General features: G+C 59.7%; 18 protein-coding genes. 6 read left to right on the plus strand and 12 right to left on the minus strand.

The features are described from left to right. Nucleotides 1-178: 178 nt before the first annotated feature. The 9 genes from AC0L21_RS09910 to AC0L21_RS09950 form a co-directional block, all read right to left on the minus strand. Nucleotides 179-703 (minus strand): hypothetical protein, encoded by a 525-nt coding sequence (locus AC0L21_RS09910; protein WP_473260703.1) that lies wholly within the window; start codon nucleotides 701-703, stop codon nucleotides 179-181. After that, nucleotides 666-1,085, minus strand: a complete 420-nt coding sequence (locus tag AC0L21_RS09915; protein WP_473260705.1) for a hypothetical protein — start codon at nucleotides 1,083-1,085, stop codon at nucleotides 666-668. The genes AC0L21_RS09910 and AC0L21_RS09915 overlap by 38 nt, the downstream gene beginning before the upstream one ends. Nucleotides 1,086-1,300: 215 nt before the next feature. Next, complete coding sequence (locus tag AC0L21_RS09920) at nucleotides 1,301-1,570, minus strand: hypothetical protein (protein ID WP_473260707.1); 270 nt, start codon at nucleotides 1,568-1,570, stop codon at nucleotides 1,301-1,303. An 836-nt stretch (nucleotides 1,571-2,406) separates the two neighbouring features. Further along, the gene (locus tag AC0L21_RS09925; RefSeq protein WP_473260710.1) at nucleotides 2,407-3,816 is read right to left on the minus strand and encodes a DUF2130 domain-containing protein; all 1,410 of its coding nucleotides are present in this window, start codon (nucleotides 3,814-3,816) and stop codon (nucleotides 2,407-2,409) included. Nucleotides 3,817-4,052: 236 nt separating this feature from the next. Then, the gene (locus AC0L21_RS09930; protein ID WP_473260712.1) at nucleotides 4,053-4,748 is read right to left on the minus strand and encodes a DUF2971 domain-containing protein; all 696 of its coding nucleotides are present in this window, start codon (nucleotides 4,746-4,748) and stop codon (nucleotides 4,053-4,055) included. Between the two features lie 89 nt (nucleotides 4,749-4,837). Next, nucleotides 4,838-5,200 (minus strand): HepT-like ribonuclease domain-containing protein, encoded by a 363-nt coding sequence (locus tag AC0L21_RS09935; protein ID WP_464128743.1) that lies wholly within the window; start codon nucleotides 5,198-5,200, stop codon nucleotides 4,838-4,840. Further along, a complete protein-coding gene (locus tag AC0L21_RS09940) occupies nucleotides 5,200-5,496 on the minus strand; it encodes a nucleotidyltransferase family protein (RefSeq protein WP_473260716.1) in 297 nt (98 codons plus the stop codon). The genes AC0L21_RS09935 and AC0L21_RS09940 overlap by 1 nt, the downstream gene beginning before the upstream one ends. Nucleotides 5,497-5,556: 60 nt before the next feature. Next, nucleotides 5,557-6,438 carry an ImmA/IrrE family metallo-endopeptidase gene (locus tag AC0L21_RS09945; RefSeq protein WP_473260718.1) on the minus strand — a complete coding sequence of 294 codons (882 nt, stop codon included), beginning with the start codon at nucleotides 6,436-6,438 and terminating at the stop codon, nucleotides 5,557-5,559. Next, nucleotides 6,435-6,758 (minus strand): helix-turn-helix domain-containing protein, encoded by a 324-nt coding sequence (locus tag AC0L21_RS09950; protein ID WP_212283604.1) that lies wholly within the window; start codon nucleotides 6,756-6,758, stop codon nucleotides 6,435-6,437. Before AC0L21_RS09950 ends, AC0L21_RS09945 begins: the two co-directional genes overlap by 4 nt. 171 nt (nucleotides 6,759-6,929) lie before the next feature. Here AC0L21_RS09950 and AC0L21_RS09955 point away from each other — a divergent pair, with 171 nt between their 5' ends. The 4 genes from AC0L21_RS09955 to AC0L21_RS09970 all read left to right on the plus strand — a co-directional run bounded on the left by AC0L21_RS09955 (nucleotide 6,930) and on the right by AC0L21_RS09970 (nucleotide 13,320). Beyond that, nucleotides 6,930-8,057: a ComEC/Rec2 family competence protein gene (locus AC0L21_RS09955; RefSeq protein WP_473260720.1), complete on the plus strand. Its 1,128-nt coding sequence runs from the start codon at nucleotides 6,930-6,932 to the stop codon at nucleotides 8,055-8,057. 3 nt (nucleotides 8,058-8,060) lie between these two features. Continuing rightward, nucleotides 8,061-10,328 (plus strand): ThiF family adenylyltransferase, encoded by a 2,268-nt coding sequence (locus AC0L21_RS09960; protein WP_473260724.1) that lies wholly within the window; start codon nucleotides 8,061-8,063, stop codon nucleotides 10,326-10,328. Beyond that, entirely contained in the window at nucleotides 10,325-11,482 is a 1,158-nt protein-coding gene (locus AC0L21_RS09965) for a patatin-like phospholipase family protein (RefSeq protein WP_473260728.1), read from the plus strand. Before AC0L21_RS09960 ends, AC0L21_RS09965 begins: the two co-directional genes overlap by 4 nt. A gap of 80 nt (nucleotides 11,483-11,562) precedes the next feature. Next, a complete protein-coding gene (locus AC0L21_RS09970; RefSeq protein ID WP_473260730.1) occupies nucleotides 11,563-13,320 on the plus strand; it encodes an SIR2 family protein in 1,758 nt (585 codons plus the stop codon). Nucleotides 13,321-13,364: 44 nt separating this feature from the next. On the opposite strand, the gene AC0L21_RS09975 is transcribed toward AC0L21_RS09970, so the two are convergent. Further along, complete coding sequence (locus AC0L21_RS09975) at nucleotides 13,365-13,589, minus strand: WGR domain-containing protein (protein ID WP_473260732.1); 225 nt, start codon at nucleotides 13,587-13,589, stop codon at nucleotides 13,365-13,367. Beyond that, entirely contained in the window at nucleotides 13,586-14,191 is a 606-nt protein-coding gene (locus AC0L21_RS09980) for a recombinase family protein (protein WP_473260736.1), read from the minus strand. The genes AC0L21_RS09975 and AC0L21_RS09980 overlap by 4 nt, the downstream gene beginning before the upstream one ends. Nucleotides 14,192-14,396: 205 nt before the next feature. On the opposite strand from AC0L21_RS09980, the gene AC0L21_RS09985 reads away from it, so the two are divergent. After that, entirely contained in the window at nucleotides 14,397-15,128 is a 732-nt protein-coding gene (locus AC0L21_RS09985) for a hypothetical protein (RefSeq protein ID WP_473260739.1), read from the plus strand. Between the two features lie 263 nt (nucleotides 15,129-15,391). Here the strand turns inward: AC0L21_RS09985 and AC0L21_RS09990 are convergent, their stop codons facing one another. Continuing rightward, nucleotides 15,392-15,682, minus strand: coding sequence for a hypothetical protein (locus tag AC0L21_RS09990; RefSeq protein ID WP_473260741.1), 291 nt, complete (start codon nucleotides 15,680-15,682; stop codon nucleotides 15,392-15,394). A gap of 175 nt (nucleotides 15,683-15,857) precedes the next feature. Here AC0L21_RS09990 and AC0L21_RS09995 point away from each other — a divergent pair, with 175 nt between their 5' ends. Beyond that, nucleotides 15,858-16,832 (plus strand): hypothetical protein, encoded by a 975-nt coding sequence (locus AC0L21_RS09995; RefSeq protein WP_473260743.1) that lies wholly within the window; start codon nucleotides 15,858-15,860, stop codon nucleotides 16,830-16,832. Nucleotides 16,833-17,008: the final 176 nt, after the last annotated feature.

A 17,008-nucleotide genomic window follows, 5' to 3' on the forward strand; every position in this document is an offset into this window, starting at 1 on the left:
CCGCCCGCGGCCGCGGCCCCGCGCCCCGCCCGCGCTGGCCCGTTTGGGGTTCGCGCGGGCCCCCCCCCCCCCCCGCCGGGGCGGGGGGGGGGGGGGCCCCCCCCCGGGCCCCCCCGCCCCCCCCCCCCCCCCCCCCCCCCGACAGCGCCCGCCCTTTCGTACATACCTAAGAAACAAATCATGGGATTGATAAGCCTTGGGCAAGTTCGGACTGGCGGAGAGATGCCAACCCATCCCGCGCAGTGTAGCCGGAAGGCAACGCGTCCGTCCGCTGAGTGCGTGTGTGGTAGGCAGCAAAACCGGTAGCGCCGACGATGAGCAACACTAAGAGCGCGAAGCAATCGACCGCGAATTGGCGGCGGCGTGCACGGTCACGGTCGGCACGGATGACCTCGGGCGCTGGTGGGTCACCTTCAAAGGCGTGCTGCCAGGGGAGGCGCACGGGATGAGGGCGACGAAGGTCGATGCCCAGACTCACGCCATCCCATTCGCTATTGCCGATAAGCTGGCACCGCAGGTATTTGGCCAGAAGGTCGTCGTTTCTGCGTGGCAGCTGCTCATCAGCGGCATGTTCCGCGAACCACTCGCGGATATCCTGAAGGCTTTGAGGGTCCGTCTTGATGAGCAGGGTGGTCTTCCATGTCTGTAACTCCTGGGTCGTGCTTTCATTGGTTGATTGGTGATGGTTCACGATGATGAACAAGAGCTGCGCGGAGCAGCTTGATTATGCAACCGAGGTGGCCGAGCCCGTCGAGCTCGCACATCAGGTCAGACAGGGTCTCGGTCGATTCCCTGTTCAGGTCTACGTCGCGCCAATGGCTCGCCATTTGCTCCGCCAGGCACAGAGCCGATGCAATCCGGTCAGCGCAGGAGGTCTCGTGAAATCGCGAAGCCTTCAGAGATGGGGCTTGTCCGACCGAAACAAGGCAGTCGACCCATAGCCAGGCGTCGTGAGTAGTCACCACGACTTGTATGAACTGGGCGACCACTTCGGCGTCGCTGCTGGGTATTGGCGGTGCGTTTTCCATAAGCCAGCAACGCATCCATTCCAGGTCATTCTGGCAGGATTTGAGGGTGAGGGTCATTTTCCATGTCTGTAACTCCATGGGGACGAACTTTCGTTGATTGATCGTAGTGGAGAAGCAGCGACCGACCGGGCGCGCAAGCGCACGGGCGTGAGCTGCATTTTCCTTGATACGTCGTGCCCCTTGGCGACCGTTTGCGAGTGCATTAGGATGCATTCATGGCCTCGTCTGTAACCGAGGCCTTGAGGCCCCTGACCAGGGGCCTTTTTGCTGACTCACGGCCAGTCTCCGCCCTCGTCGCCTGCATTGATCACGTCCGGGCAGTCCTGGCCTTCGAATGCCGGGCGGAAATTGACGCACAGCCCGCCGAAGCCTTGTTCATACTCCGCCTGCGCCGAGATCACGCCGTAGTGCTCGGCCATCACGATAGCCGCTCGCGATACGGCAGCCTCGATGCTACCCATGATTGCCCGCTGGGTGTGCCGATCGAGCGTTGACCCCGCGATTGCGTCGCAGAGGTCGTTGACGTTGAGTATCTTGGCCATTTTGGGTCTCCCTTTGGTTATCGGCTGCGCCATCGCGGCCGGTCGGGAGAATTCGAGGCTCGCAGCTTTAGCGGGCAGGCACAGGGAGGCTCCGCCCGAGGCTCCGACGGGCGCCCCTCTCTTGCGGCGCGCGTTGGAAACGGGTGGATGCCCTTGCCGGCACGCGCTGCGGGCCTATTCACCCGACCCTACCGGCCGAGTGGTGCAGAGATCTTAGGGAGCGCTAAGGTCGTCTCATGGCAAAGACTTCGGATAGATCACGCATGCACCCGCTTGGACCTGAATAGCAGTTTGTGCTGACAGAGCTCTGGACGCTCGCTTGGGCAGCATCGGTGCAGCGCGCCAATTTGTATGCGCCAGGTTCAAAACAGACGGGTCAACTACGCGACAAGCTTCAGGAATTCATAACAAGCCATCTGCTTCCGCACTACGTGAGCCCCTGCACGGAGCAGCAGCACTATCTCAACCTTGCGCAACTAGTGGAATTCGGCACAGGGGCTCTTCCGGGCTCCTTGCGAGACGGACGGTACAGATATGGCGTTGCTCAGAAGCTGCTGAATCTCGCACTCAAGTACCACTGGTGCCTCGGCCAGATTTCCGAGCCACCGCATTGCCCAATCGATCGGATCATCATCGAGAAGACCATCTGCGAGGGCGCGTCAACTGGACCCAGATCGCTGACGAGGAGCAATATCGCGTAGTCATCGAAGCGGAAGGCGCAAGGCGGAGCCGGAAAGCATCGCCCGCTGGGAACTGCTGAACTACGCCGCCGCTCTAGCTTGTAGCGCCCGAACCAGTTCGGGCAGCCACGCGCCTCGTTGACCAAGCTCCCGATCTCACTCAGCGGCTTCAGCGGGCGAGCTCTTGAGCTCTGCGAACTTCGCCGCCATCGTCGGGTTAGACCGCGTCAGCTTCTTGATCGTCACATCCTGCGCCTTGTCGTTCGCCAGGCGCAGGTTGCGGTCTGCACCGATCAACGCATCTTTCGTCTTCTGCAGGTGATCGATGGACTTATCGATCTCCGAGATCGCTGTATGGAAGTGCCTGGAAGCGAGATCAGTGTTCTTCAAGAATCCGTTCTTGAACGTCTCCAGCTGGCTTTCAAACTGCGTGATGTCGATATTCTGCGCCTTCACGAGCGCCAGCTCGGTCTTGTATTTCAGAGAGTTGGTCGCCGCGTTCCGCAGAAGCGTAATCATCGGCAGGAAGAACTGCGGCCGAATGACGTACATTTTCGGGTACCGGTGGAAAACATCAACGATGCCGGTGTTGTAGAGTTCGTTATCCAATTCAAGCAATGAGACCAGAATGGCGTATTCGCAGCCCTTCTCGCTGCGATCGCGGTCGAGTTCCTTGAGGAAATCCTCGTTTTTGCTCTTCGTGGCGGTCCTGTCGCTCTCGTTCTTCATCTCGAACATGATCGAGATGATCTCGGTGCCGGCGTCATCCAAGTCTCGGAAGATGTAATCGCCCTTGCTGCCGGTCCGCGCATCGTTGTCCTTCTCGAAGTAGGCCAGCGGGAAGGCCATCGAGCGAACCCGGTTGAATTCGGTTTCGCAGTGCTGCTCCAGGGTCTCGCCGACCATTTTGGTCGAGAGGCGGGCCTTCATATCCTTGAGGCGCTCAATCGCGTCATCGCGATCCTTGATCTGCGTCTCGTACTTGTCCTTGAGGGACTTCTCGGAGAGCTGCTTCTCAAGCTGAACCTGCTTGATGCCGTTCTTCAGCTCATCGCGCTCCTTTTCAATCGTGCCGACCGCTTCGGTCACGGCGAGTTTCTTCTCAAGCTCGACAGCCTGGAGCTTGGCCTTCAGCTCTTGGATTTCTTCATCCTTGGCAGCAGAGACCTTGTGCACCTCGCCCGCCAAAAGGGCCTCAGCAAGCTCGGACGCAGCCTTCTTTTCGCGCTCCGACTCGGCCAGGGCGTTCGCGAGCCTGTCCCGCTCCTTCTCGACGGCACTGAGCGCCTCCGTGACAGCCAGCTTCTGGGCGACGCCACTCCCCTCAAGCTTGGCCTTCAACTCCTGGATTTCAGCGTCCTTCGCAGTCGTGCTCTTCTGCAGATCGCTGCGGGCCTGGGCCTTGGCCAATTCAACGGCGCTCTGCTTGTCGCGCTCGGCCAGCTCCAGCCTTTCGTGGAGCTGCTCCGTGAAATCGGCGTCACGGACCTGCTTCAGGATATCCGCATAGCCGGATTCATCCACCTTGAAGGCTTTGGTACAGTGGGGACAGAGGATCTCGTGCATGGTGCCTGTCCGGTTCCTGGCAGCTGGTGTCGTCATTCAAAAGGGCATGGGTCGGTCAGAATCGCACCCATGAGAACAAAATTAGAACGGATGCTTTTGGAGGGTCAAGCCGACAGCCGCAGATTTGAGCGTTTTCGGGACTTGATCCCCCGATTCTCGACAGGGTTGGTTGTGGGAGCCGTCCGTTCATGAGTCAGCCGGGCGTTGGGTACGTCGATAGGGAGCGGCGGCGCTGTCTAACGACAAACGAGCTGGTCCCACTTCGAGGGGTCGAGTTGTCGGGTCACTGCGTAAGTTTTGAATGCCAGTCGCGCCTTGTACACCTCGACTCCCTCTGCCTGGTCGCCCAGCGCTGATAGCAGCTCCGCACGTGTGATCGTCGACAATGGACCGACGATGACTTCTTTCAGCGCCATGTTCGGGGAAAATTCCGCGAAGTAGAGGTTGCTCTTGGGATCTCGATCCTTGAGGCTCGTGAATAGCCGCAACTCGTTCTCGTACCGCCAGTGCTGGTATTTGGTAGAAAGGACCTTGAGTATTTCCTTCTGCGCATCAAAGCCACCGCCCTCTATGACGTCGACGCGGGCGGGAAGCCTCTTGGCGGCATAGCGGACCTTCGTGAGCAGGTTCGCAGGAATGTCGAAGCCGAAGCACAGGCCCTTGTGCCTCTCGGCATAGTGCGACCATTGCACTGGATTCCTCCAATGGCCGCTAAAGCAGAGCATGCCGTAGGCTTTATCGAATTTGGTTCGCCAGGCGCGGAATCGGGCCCGTACGTTTTTGTCGGTTGACGATGGCACCAGTTCAAAGGGATCATTTAGGTTGGCGATGGTCGCGATCTTGAGGCGGCGCTTGCGAAGGTCATCGAGCCCGTAGTCGCGATCGATAAAGTGATAAGCGCGCACCTTGGCTCTGCTCTTGGGAAATGGCATCGGTCACCTGTTTCCTGCGGCGAATAAACTCGGCCGTAAAATTACATCATCGCAAAATCGTATTTGCGACGAAATGGGGTTCGACCGCCCTAGGCCGGCTCGGTTTCCCTGGTCTGCAATACAAGCCGACGTGCTGCTGCAACGAGGCCCGGCAAATTGTCCTGTGTGATGCTCCAGATCAATTCTGGCTCAACATCGCGGTATTCGTGACGCAGAAAATTGCCCAGGGTCTCGATCTTGCGCCAGGCGATGTCCGGTGCCGCCTCCTTGAGGTCGGCCGGCAGCGTCTTGGCGGCTTCCGAAATGATCAGCAATCCATGTTCGACGGCGCGCCGCAGCACCCATGACTGCTGGAAGCGCTCCAGGGTTAGCCCCTGCAAGGCGACATTAATGGCCTCCGCCTCATCGATGATGTGCAGAAGGCGGACAACGGGCGTCTTGGTGGGCGCCATCAAAAAACTTGGATGGCCTCGCGTTCCACGTCATCCCGAATGAACTTGGACAGTCCCGACCGCGTGCCATAATCCACATTGACCGGCAAAGCCGCTTTTAGCACGTCGTATGCGCCCACGAAGGCGTCGAGATCCAGCTCTGCACCCGGAGCCCGATCGATAAACACATCGACGTCGGAATCGGGGCCCGCTTCATTTCTGGCGTAAGAGCCGAAGATGTAGAGCCCGGCGACGCCAAAGGCCCGTAGTTGGGGCTCTAGGGATTTCAAGCGGGAGATAACGTCAGCCGTCTGCATGGGACTATCCTATCACAGCCTTATGTGTTTCGGCAAAGCCGTATCCTGACGCCTTGGGGGTTATTCCCGGACTCCCATAAAGCGGTCGTAAGTATCCAGATCGCGGGGCCCATCGTGATGAAACACGGGGACCGCGTCCGCAAATTGCAGCAGCGTATAGTTCAGGTCGTACTGCTCGGCCCGCAGCGTCATCTCCTTGGTCGGCTCATCGAACCACACACCTTCGGCATGCTTCACGCCGGCTCGGGCTTCCTCCGTGAAGATAGACTGCCCCACCAGCGAGCGGGCCGGCACCTCGACCGGCGCGGCGCTGGTCTTGAAGTATCTTCTGGTCTTGAGAGCTGCTTCGCTCGACCAGGCCCAGTTCATGTAGCCATCGCGCGAGACGACGATTATGGCACGGCGCTCAGTGTACCGAAGCCAGCGCAGGATGGCCGCGACCAGAGAGACGTCATAGTGCGTGGCGCATTCGCTGAGCTGGTCGAAATCCGTTTCCGATTTTGCCGGGATCCGGCGCCGAAAGTCATCGAGAGGCATCAGCAGCGTTGACGCAAAGTCGTTAGCCTCTCGCTCTATCTCGACACCGTTACGCCCGTCGACGGCAGCCTCATCGCACCGCAGGCCGTCAGGGTATTTCTTACGGTGGACGAGGTAGTGGCCAAGCTCATGGGCCGCCGTGAACCGGCGACGACGCGGCGAGCCCTTCTTGTTGACGTAGATGCCCCAACGCTTGCCCGAATCGGATGGCAACAAGGCCCCTTCGCAGTCTTCGAGATCGACGCTGCGCACGTCGGCGATGGGGTCGTCAGGAAACAGGGTGCTGGAGATCTCTTTCGCGAACGCCGCAATATTAAAGCGATAGCGGTCCGGCGGATTGGCGGCGTTCAGAAGCTGGGTCAGATGAATCGCCCAGCGCTGCGATCCCCACCCGTCGAAGTTCATGACTTGTCATCCAGCAGTTTGCGCATTTGGCGCAGCGTGGCTTTCAGCTCCGGCGTCATGCGTTGATATTCGCGGAAGAACGCCTTGTCCTCGGCAGCTATCAGTTCTTCGGGCGTATCCTCGCCGAGGAGGTAGTCAACGGTGACCTCAAGGGCCTTGGCGATGCCGGCCAGCTTGTCGGCCGAAGGCCTCGGCGGGTCCTTGTTCTCCAGCTCCCAGAGATACGACTTACTCGACCCTGACTTTTCGGCCAGCTGATCAAGTGTCAGCCCCTTTCCCAACCGAAGCTTTCTGATCTTGGCTCCGATTTTTTCGCTCATTTCAACGGCTTCCCCTTTGTTCGGAGTAGCAAGATAGCAGTTCCTTGACTCCCGGTACAGGTTCCATTATGTTCGGAGTAGGCATACAAGCCATGCTTCCAGGCTGGAGTGGCATTCGGGAGCTTCTATCAACCGCGCCGCGTATCGGCACCGCCCCGGAAGGAGGCATAAATGACTGCAAGGATTACGTTTTTCCCTCTTGGAAATGCGGACACCTGCCGCATCGATCTCGTGAGCAGCCGTAAGGTCCTCATCGACTTCGCCAACATGCGGGACCCCAAGGATCCCTACGACCTCCGGGTCGACCTGGCGGAAGAGCTGCGCCGCGACCTCAAGGACGCCGATCGCGACTATTTCGACGTGGTCTGCTTCACGCACCTCGACAACGACCACATCAAGGGCTCCAGCGACTTCTTCTGGTTCGAGCACGCCGCGGCCTACCAGGGCGCGGGCCGCATCAAGATCAAGGAGTTGTGGGTGCCGGCGGCGGCTGTCACCGAGGAAGGGTCGAATGGCGAGGCGCGGATCATCCGGCAGGAAGCGCGGGCGCGTCTGCGGGCTGGCAAGGGCATCAAGGTGTTCTCCCGTCCCGGTCACCTGCACGATCTCCTGGCCTCATGGGGCCTGAGTGTCGAGAGCCGCGCCTCCTGCATCGTCGATGCCGGCCAGACCGTGCCGGGCTTCGACAAGGCTGGCGCCGACAGGGCCGAGTTCTTCGTGCACAGCCCGTTCGCGTGGCGCCTCAACGACCGCGAGGTCGAGGACCGCAACCAGGACAGCATCGTCATGCAGGTCACCTTCATGGAAGGCGGGGTCGAGAGCTACGGCTTGCTCGGCTCCGACGCCGACTACGAGACGCTCACCAAGATCGTCGAGACCACCAAGCGCCACAAGCGTGAAGGCCGGCTGCTCTGGGACGTGCTGAAGCTCTTCCACCACTGCTCGTACCTCTCGCTCGGCCCGGACCGCGGCAAGGACGAGACGGTGCCGGTGCCGGAGGTGAAGTGGCTGTTCGAGCAGGGCCGCGAGGGTTGCCTGATCATCTCGCCGAGCGACCCGATTCCCGTGAAGGGCAGCGACGGCGACAAGAGCGACCAGCCGCCGCACCGCCAGGCGGCTGCACACCACCGCCGCGTGGTCAACGGTAAGGACGGCGAGTTCAAGGTGACGATGGAGACGCCGTCGGTGTCCCGGCCGAAGCCGCTGGTCGTCGAGATCACCGCCTCCGGGGTCAGCCTGGTGCTGGCCGCCCCCTCCGCGATCGGCATCGCGACCTCGCGGCCGGCTCGCGCTGGTTGATCGATGCTGCACGACTGGCTGCACATCTGGGGCGAATCTGTCGAGCCGGAGCACCTCTCCGGCTCGATGGCGGTCCGATTCCGCGACTTCCTTGTCAACCAGGCCGAGGGCCTCGCGACCATCACAGGCGCCCGACGCAGCGGCCCGAACGCCGAAGGTGAGCTGCTGATCATTCAGGTGCGGACCAACCGCACGCAGCGGCCGGCATATCAGCTCCTGCGAGAAGAGCCCATCGGCATCCTGTTTACGACCGACGGCAGCTACGCGCCCTCGGTGCTAGCCCTCCGTACGGACTTCCCTGACACACCCCATCAGAACTGGGTGCCAGACGGCGTTCCTTTTTCGCTCTGCGTGGATGACCGGCCTTGGCAAGAGGCGCGCCCGCTTTATACGCCGGCCGAGCTTCTGCACCGCATTATCAAATGGTTCGAGCGCGCCGGACGCGGCGGCCTTCACGACCTCCGTCAGCCGCCCGATCCGTTCTTTATGCGCGAAGGCTATCACCTGATTATTCCGCGCAACACCTTCGACGGGGGAACGCGCGAACTGATAGCCTTTGCCCACGATCCTCAGAACCCGGTCGTGGTCTCGCTGCGGGAGCCGCAGCCAGGCGAGCTGCAGCGGTTACAGGCCGGCACCTTCATGGTGATCGCCTTGACGCTGCAGCCGCGCGCCATGAGCCGGATGCGACGCGCTCCTGCGAACCTAGGCTCCCTCCTCCATGAGCTGAATGCTCGCGGCGTCGACCTTGCGGAGGTGCTGACGGCGCGCATCGCAGCGTGGAGCGCGGCCGGCAGCCAGACCAATTTCGAGACGCGACTTGGCCTGCTGCTGCGTATGCCGATCATCGGACCTGACGGCAACCCAACCGGCGAAAGCGACGACGTCGCCTTCCTCACCTTGGCCACGCTGGGTGAGATCGGCGTCGCCCTCGGCCTCCTGGGGCGCTCGCCCGAAGCGCATGGTGCTCGTTATGCCCGGCTGTTTACGCCTGCAAAAGCCGATGAGCAGGCGCTGGCAGGGATGATCGTGCTCGTGACCGTGGCGCACGTCGGGTTTGACCAGCGCCGGGCCCTTGATCTTGCCGGAAACTCCGTTGATGTCCCGCGACGGGTCGTGCAGATCGGCGCCGGCGCGATCGGCTCGATGGTCGCCGAGACGCTCGCGCGGCAGGGGTTGGGCCAGCACTGGACCTTCATTGACCCCGATTACTTGCTGCCGCACAACCTCGCGCGTCATGAACTCACCACCACAGAGATCGGCATGTCCAAGGCCGACTCGCTCGCGCGGCGACTGATGCAGGTCCGCACCGATCTACGCGCCGATGCCATCAACGCGGATGTGCTCAAGCCGGCGACCAGGGCAGATGAGGTCGCCGCCGCCCTGCAAGGCGCCGACCTGGTGATTGATGCCGCCGCGTCGGTCCCGGTGGCAAGATGGCTCTCTGACCACGCCACCCGGGCCCGGCGCGCCAGCGTTTTCTTCAACCCCGCCGGCACCGCGGTGGTGTTGCTGATGGAAAGCCAGGACCGGACGATTGAGCTGCGCCTGCTCGAAGCGAACTATTACGCCGACGTCTTGAAAGTCCCTGCGTTGGAAGATCATCTGTCGCAGTCCGTCGATGCGGTGCCTTATGCGGGCGCCTGCCGCGCCGTGACCAACCGTATCCCCGCTGCTCGCGCGCAAATCCTTGCCGGGCTGGCTTCCGCGGCGGTGATGGAAGCGGTGGGCAAGCCAGAAAGCGACCTGCGAGTCTGGTCGCTGTCCAAGGATGGCAGCGTCACAGTCCATCACGGCGAGATCGGTTCGGTGCGGGCACAATCCATCCTTGGCTGGACCATCACGCTGCCTAGCAGCCTGGAAGCCCGGATTCAGGAAATGAGAACGGCCGGCTTGCCGGCAGAGACCGGCGGCGTTCTCTTTGGCGTGGTCGACCTGCTCGCGGCTCGGATTGACATCATCGAGGCATGGCCCGCGCCGCCTGATAGCGCAGCATCCGAGACCGAATTCAAGCGGGGAACAAAAGGGTTGCGCCAGGGCGTCGAGGCCGCCATTGCCCAGACCCTTGATCAGGTCCGCTACGTCGGCGAGTGGCACTCACACCCTCGCCGCGCGCGCACTGATCCAAGCGGCAAAGATCTCCTTCAACTCGGCTGGCTCGCCACGACGTTGTCGATGGACGGCTGCCCCGGCGTCATGCTTATCGCGGGCGATACCGGCATCAGGATCTGTCTGGGTGCCGCCGTCGACGATGAAGAGGCCCCGACGTGAGCGAGGCGCCTTCGCAGGACGATCCGCCAGAGGCAGCGGTCGCCGTGGACTTTCTCGGCGGGCAAAAGCTCGAGGACGGCATCGGGCTCTGCCTGTCTGGTGGCGGATTTCGTGCCATGCTGTTTCACCTCGGAGCTTTCGTCCGCATGAACGAGCTTGGCTTGCTGGCCAAGCTGGACCGGGTGGCGAGCGTGTCAGGCGGGTCGCTCGCGGCAGGTGCGCTCGCCGTCGGGTGGGATCAGCTCACCTTCGACCAGAACGGAATTGCCACCAACCTCACAGAACGCGTGGCCGAGCCGATTCTGGCGCTTTCGCGCAAGTACATCGACATTCCGGCAATCGCTCTTGGCTTTCTGCCCTTCGTCCATGCCTCGGGCGTCGCGGCTCTGGCCTACGATCATTGGCTGTTTCGCGGCAAGACCCTTCAGGACCTGCCGCAACGCCCGCGCTTCTCATTTACGGCAACCAGTCTTCAAAGCGGCGTCCTGTGGCGATTCGCTCGCGACTATGCCGCAGACTACCGCGTGGGTATGTGGCGCAATCCCACGCTGCGGCTTGCGCCCGTCGTCGCCGCCTCCGCTTCGTTTCCACCTTACCTATCGCCGGCCGTCATCAATGTCCCGCCCGGGGCAGTTCAGCCGGAAAACGGCTCTGACCTTCACCGCGAGCCTTACACAACACGGCTCCGGCTGACCGATGGTGGCGTGTACGACAATCTCGGGCTTGAGCCGGTCTGGAAGCGGTACAAGACCATCTTGGTCAGCGACGGAGGCTCGATAACACCACCAAGCATCGCTCCCCGATCGAACTGGCTCTCGCAGGCCGTCCGTGCAAGCAACATTGCCTTGCAGCAGGGCGTTAACATGCGTCGGCGGGTGTTGTTCGGCCTGGAACGCACTGGCGAGCGGCGTATAGCCTACTGGGGCATCGGCGAACCCATCGCATCCTATGGCGCCACCAATGAGCTGGGATTCACGGCTGAACAGGCAAAGCACGCTGCCGAGGTCGCCACGCGCCTGACCAGATATCCAGACGATGTTCGGCTGAATATTATGCGGGCTGGCTATTCCCATGCTGATGCGGCGCTGCGCACGAGCCGAATTCCACTGCCAGACAGCAAGCCAGACTTCTCGGGATTGCCAGCCGTCCGTTAGGCCAGGCGGCAGCGCCCTGTGTATTTGGTTGTGGCCAGCACGAAAGCAACTAGATTACCGCAACACAACACGAGAACGGTATGATCGATCCACTTACAGCGCTGGCCTTCTCAATCTACGAGAATAAGGGCGTCTATTGCCTGCTACTTGGCTCTGGCGTGTCGCGTCCCGCTGAAATTCCAACCGGCTGGGAGGTCACGCTCGACCTGGTGCGCCGGGTGGCTGCCTTAAAGGGTGTCACCGGCGAACCGGACTGGGCGAGCTGGTATAAGAAAACGTTCGGCACCGACCCTGGATATTCCGAGTTGCTGGATCAACTCACAACGACGCCTGACGAGCGGCGTTCGGTCCTGCACAGTTACATCGAGCCGAATGAGGATGACATTGCGGCCGGCAGAAAAACCCCTACCCGGGCCCACCAGGCCATCGCGCGTCTGGTTGCCGCAGGCCACGTACGAGTGATCATCACCACGAACTTTGACCGGTTGATTGAGAATGCCTTGCGAGAGCATGGAGTCGAGCCAACGGTCATCGCCTCTGAGGATGCGTTGCAAGGCGCAGTGCCACTGATTCACAGCCGCTGTTACGTCGTCAAGATTCACGGCGACTACCTCGACACACGCATTCGCAACACGGATTCCGAGCTGGGTTCTTACACCCCCGGACTCAACACATTACTTGACCGCATCATTGATGAGCACGGCCTGATCGTTTGCGGCTGGTCAGGGGATTGGGACCCTGCCTTGCGCGCAGCAGTCACCCGGGCCCCCAACCGCCGCTATCCGATGTTCTGGGCTGCCCGTGGTCAAACCTCTCCGGTCGCCCAATCGCTGATTGAACATCGCGCCGGCAGAATTATCAAAATCGAAGGGGCCAACGCATTCTTTGAACGTGTTGAAGCATTGGTGTCCGCCCAGGCGGAAGCTCAGCGGCCGAATCCGCGAAGTGTTGAGTTGATGGTATCGAGTGCGAAGAAATATCTGGCCAAGTCGGAATTTCGGATACAGCTCGATGAGTTGATTGGTGGTGAGCTGCGCCTGATTGATCAGGAGATTTCCACAAGCATCACTCATCCGGGCGGAGCCTGGTCAAACCACTATTTCATTTCGGCCGTGGCGCGTTATGAGGCCCAGACCGAAGTGCTGGCTAGGATTTTCGGAGTAATGGGGCGTTACGGGACTGGTGACGAGTTTCGCGACGCATCAGAGGTTATCACCAAACTGGGCTTTCGCGAACCCGCGGGCGGCTTCAACTTCTTGACGAATTTGAGGACCTATCCAGCGGTGCTGTTGCTTTACGCTTATGGCATTGGTCTCCTCAAGGCTCAGCGCTTTGCCGAATTGTTCAAGCTTTTCGCGGCGCCGATCCGTACCGGCCGAGAGGACAATACGCCCATCGCCTCTCATCTCCTGCTCACACGCTGGGAAGGAACGGAAAACGACCCTTGGCAGCTCGTCTCTGAGGTCGAAAGGGCCAAGACGGCCCTCAGCGATCATCTCCACAAACTGTTCTCCAGCTGGACCGAGGACTATCTCTTCACCAAGGCTGAATACACCAGCTTGTTTGAACATTTTGAATTGCTGGGAACACTGGCGGAAATTACGCTTTCGAATGATAAGGCCACCTTGCAAGCGGCGATTGAGCGGAGCGACTTCATATGGGCCCCTATTGGTCGGGCATCATGGGATAGCCGGACGTCACGACCTATCTTCGAAAGCTGGAAAGGCGACTTACAGCCACTGCTTCTGAAGGCTGGCTTCGGCCGCGGGGAAAAGGATTACCTGCTTTTGGCTATGGAGAACATTGCTCGTTTCGCCAAGCGGATTGCTTGGCGGTAAGGACGCAGGAACCGCGTTTAAGCCACGATTCTACGATTTCACGATTAGCGATAGCCCCGTTTGAGCTTCCGAGCCCAATTCGCGACCATGGCAAGGTCAGCCATGCCCCGGCTCTGGTACGTTTCGATCCGAACCGTGCCGGCGCGACCGATGCGGCCCCATTCCCTGACGAGCGAGCACTCGCCGAACAGTGTTGGTTGAATGTCCAGCTTGTAGAACCTCGCCATATTGCGATGATTGTCGATACGGGTGAGCATGAGCGCAGTCATGCGATTTCCTCCTCTTTTTGTTTTCGTTGAACCTGCGCGGCAGTCCTGGCGGCACGCAGATAGCGGTGCACAGTCTCGCGGCTGACACCAAACTCGCGCGCTAGCACAGCCTTCTTCCCGTCCGCCTTGACCCGGGCGACCAACTCGTCGACCTGGGCAGGCGTCAATGCACGGCGGCGCCCCTTATAGATGCCCTTCGTCTTCGCGATCGCAATGCCTTCGCGCTGACGCTCTTTGATCAGTGCCCGCTCGAACTCAGCAAAGGAGCCCATGACGTTGAGCAGCAGCTGAGACATCGGCGACGCTTCCGCCGTAAATGTAAGGCCTTCCTTCAAGAACTGGATGCGGACGCCTTTTCCGGTCAGCTCCCGGACCAGGCGGCGGAGATCCTCAAGGTTGCGGGCCAGACGGTCCATCGAATGGACCACAACGGTGTCGCCATCTCGAACGTAAGCCACCATCTGTGCCAGCTCTGGCCGATGGGTGTCCTTCCCCGAGGCATGGTCGGTGAACGTGCGGTGAAGTTGTATGCCGACAAGCTGACGATCGGTCTTCTGGTCGAGCGTGCTGACCCGTAGGTAACCGACAATCTGCCCCGTCAACTCCTATGCTTTCATTCTGTGACAGGAAGTCTGAGACTCGGCGACTCACCTGTCAAGAAATTCGGAAATCGACTCCAATGACACATGTTCTTTGAGGCTAAGCAGTGTGGTATTTGGGTGCACCCTAACGACATACTTTGAAGGTGCGGAGGCAAAGATATATTGAAGGGCTGGAATTGTGCGTTCATCGGTTCAAGGATCTCACATGCAAGAAGACACCGATTTAAGAAAGGCCATCGATCGCGAGGAGGGCCGCGCAGAATGGGGCGCATGGGCTATTATTGTTGGCTTGGTGGCTGAAGTTGTTCTGGCCATCTATTACCCGCATGGGAGCAGTTGGATTGAAACCTGGGGGCCAGTTATAGCGACCGCTCTCATTGCTGCCGGCGTGTACGCCGAAGTTCACTTTGGCAGACGATCATCGGAGCATCAGAAGGATCTGCAAATTAGGACGGAGGAGCGACTAGCCGAGGCAATCGAGCGCGCGGCCGCAGCAGATGAGAACCTCAAGAATTTTCTGACGCCGCGCCGGTACGTGCTAAGTCCCAACAAGGCAGCGATCGCAAAATTATTGACGACCTTTCGAGGGACCGTCTTCGATATTGGCTTCGGCATGGGGGATATCGAGCAAGCGGACTTCGCATGGGATATTGAGGAAATTCTGCAAAACGCGGGGTGGCAACAGGTAGATTGGCAACCGCAAGGTCCAAACGTCAACGTTATAGGCGGCCGCGGCAATCATCCAATCGCTGGGAATATTAGCTCTCAGAATTTGGAAATTCACTTGGACCCAGCGTCAGCGCAAGGCCTACGACCCGCTGCCGAAGCACTCGTTGAAGCATTGGCGTCTTACAAGGTAGAGGCCCGGATCGCTCCTCCGAATATCGCTAACCCAAACCGGACCGCGATGCATTTGCTTGTGGGGCCAAAGCGTTGAGGCCTCTCTCAGCCTTTCGCATATGTTTTACAAAGCACGCTTGATCGCCTCTATAGTAGCTATTTCCGCGCCGCAGAAAATCGCTAAGGCTGGATATCGCGCTATAAGCGCCCTCCCCTTAGCGAATGAAGCGCAGGCGCCAACGAGGCGATCTAGCGCTGCCTCGCGCCCGACTTGCGTTGCTTCCAATGAAACAGGCCCGGTAGAGCACATGCTCACCGGGCCCCTGCCTCTGGAAGGTCCGTAAAGAGACGGCGTCAATCCTACTCGCAGGCATTCTTGATGTACGGCGCCAAGGGATAGCGGGGAGCGTTGTTCGCCGGAATGCCGGCCGTCGATGAGCTGAAGGAGTCGCCGGGCTCGATCTGGCTCTGGCACTGCTTCTGTCCGGCCTGAAGCGCAAGGTTGCTGCTGCCGCCCGTGTGATAATAGATGGTCCAATAGGTCCACGGTGTACCCGTCCCGGCCCGGAACGTAACGTAACCGGCGGTGGCAGGCGCAGCCGCAAATGCGAAGACGAGAAGCGCGCTCGCAAGCGCAACCAAGAGTTTCATGGTGAATATTCCATGCTAGTGTTCCACACGACGTTTCGTGTGTTGCGGGACATCCGCGAGGGAGATCGTCTCACCTCGGCGTTGTCTCAAGCTACGAGTGCGTAATCAGTCGTTATCAGATTGGACGTCAGAGGCCTGACTGCCTTTGTCGTGAAGCAGAATGGATGAGGCGAAATTGACTGACCAACTGCTGACTAGACGCGGGCCGTACAAGAAGCCTGAAAAATACAATCTGCCAATGTTGATGCGCTTACTCAGTCTGGACAATCTCACTGAGTTAAGAAAGAAGCTGGAGATCAAGGATACTGGCTTCTGGTCGCGCATCTGCAGCGACGTTGGACCTAACGCGCAGACATCCCTGCCCAGACAAAAATATATAAAAGCCATCGAGCTTTGCGCGGCACTCGATCCTCCAGTGCATTTTGCACTAACGGACTTTACGTTGCCGCCAGAACAGTTGATCGCGATAATTCCGAATACCCACCCTCGTTACGAACTTGCCCGCTTAGCCGTCGGCTTACCACCATCCCCCACACCCGTTTTGCAATCTCGGGAGTTTGACGTCCGCTCACTTTTGCCAGGCCATTACGCGCGCTTCCTCATTGCGCGCAGCGGCACCAAGTCGATCCTAAACGTGGAAAATTTTGAAATTCGATTCAGTGGGAATGGCTCGAATACTCTCGAAATCGTCCAGCGTGATTACGAGTACGAGAACCGCACTCCGAACGGGTCGGTCCATGTCGTGTCGCGCAACGACACTATCGAAATCAGGATTGATTACGAAAGTGACCGAGACCCAATCGGAACTTGTCTCGCGCCCTTTCCGAGCGGATATCCGATTTCCCATATCTTGGCGGTCGTTCTAGATATTCACTACAATACGCGTAATGTCTTGGCTAAACCTATCCTCTTCGTAAAGCTGAAGCAGCCCTACGATAGAAAAGATCGATTCCCGCCAACCGCGACGATTTACAAGAAGGTGAGGCAGCTGTTCAAAAAGTTCGTTAAGTATGAGCCAGCACGAATGGAGCTTCACATTCCAACGGCCTCGCTGAACGAGGAGATTGAAGAAATTCACGCCGAACTTGAGCGGCTACGGGGCGGAGCGGCTGACGTTCCCGGCCACCCCGCCACGTCCGACTCTGTATAACCTCAGCGCTAGTCAGCCGAGTTGCCACCTTCGATAGGATCTTCATGGAGACGATGGCCGATGGGCATAGCACGCATGTGTAGCTCCTCGTTTTGCTGATCAACAGTCGTGAGGGTAAGCGCAGTAGCCGGCAAGGCCAACTCCCTCGTAGTCAGTACCTTGTCAGCTCTAGTCAG

It is taken from the genome of Bradyrhizobium sp. WSM4873, from assembly GCF_055811355.1.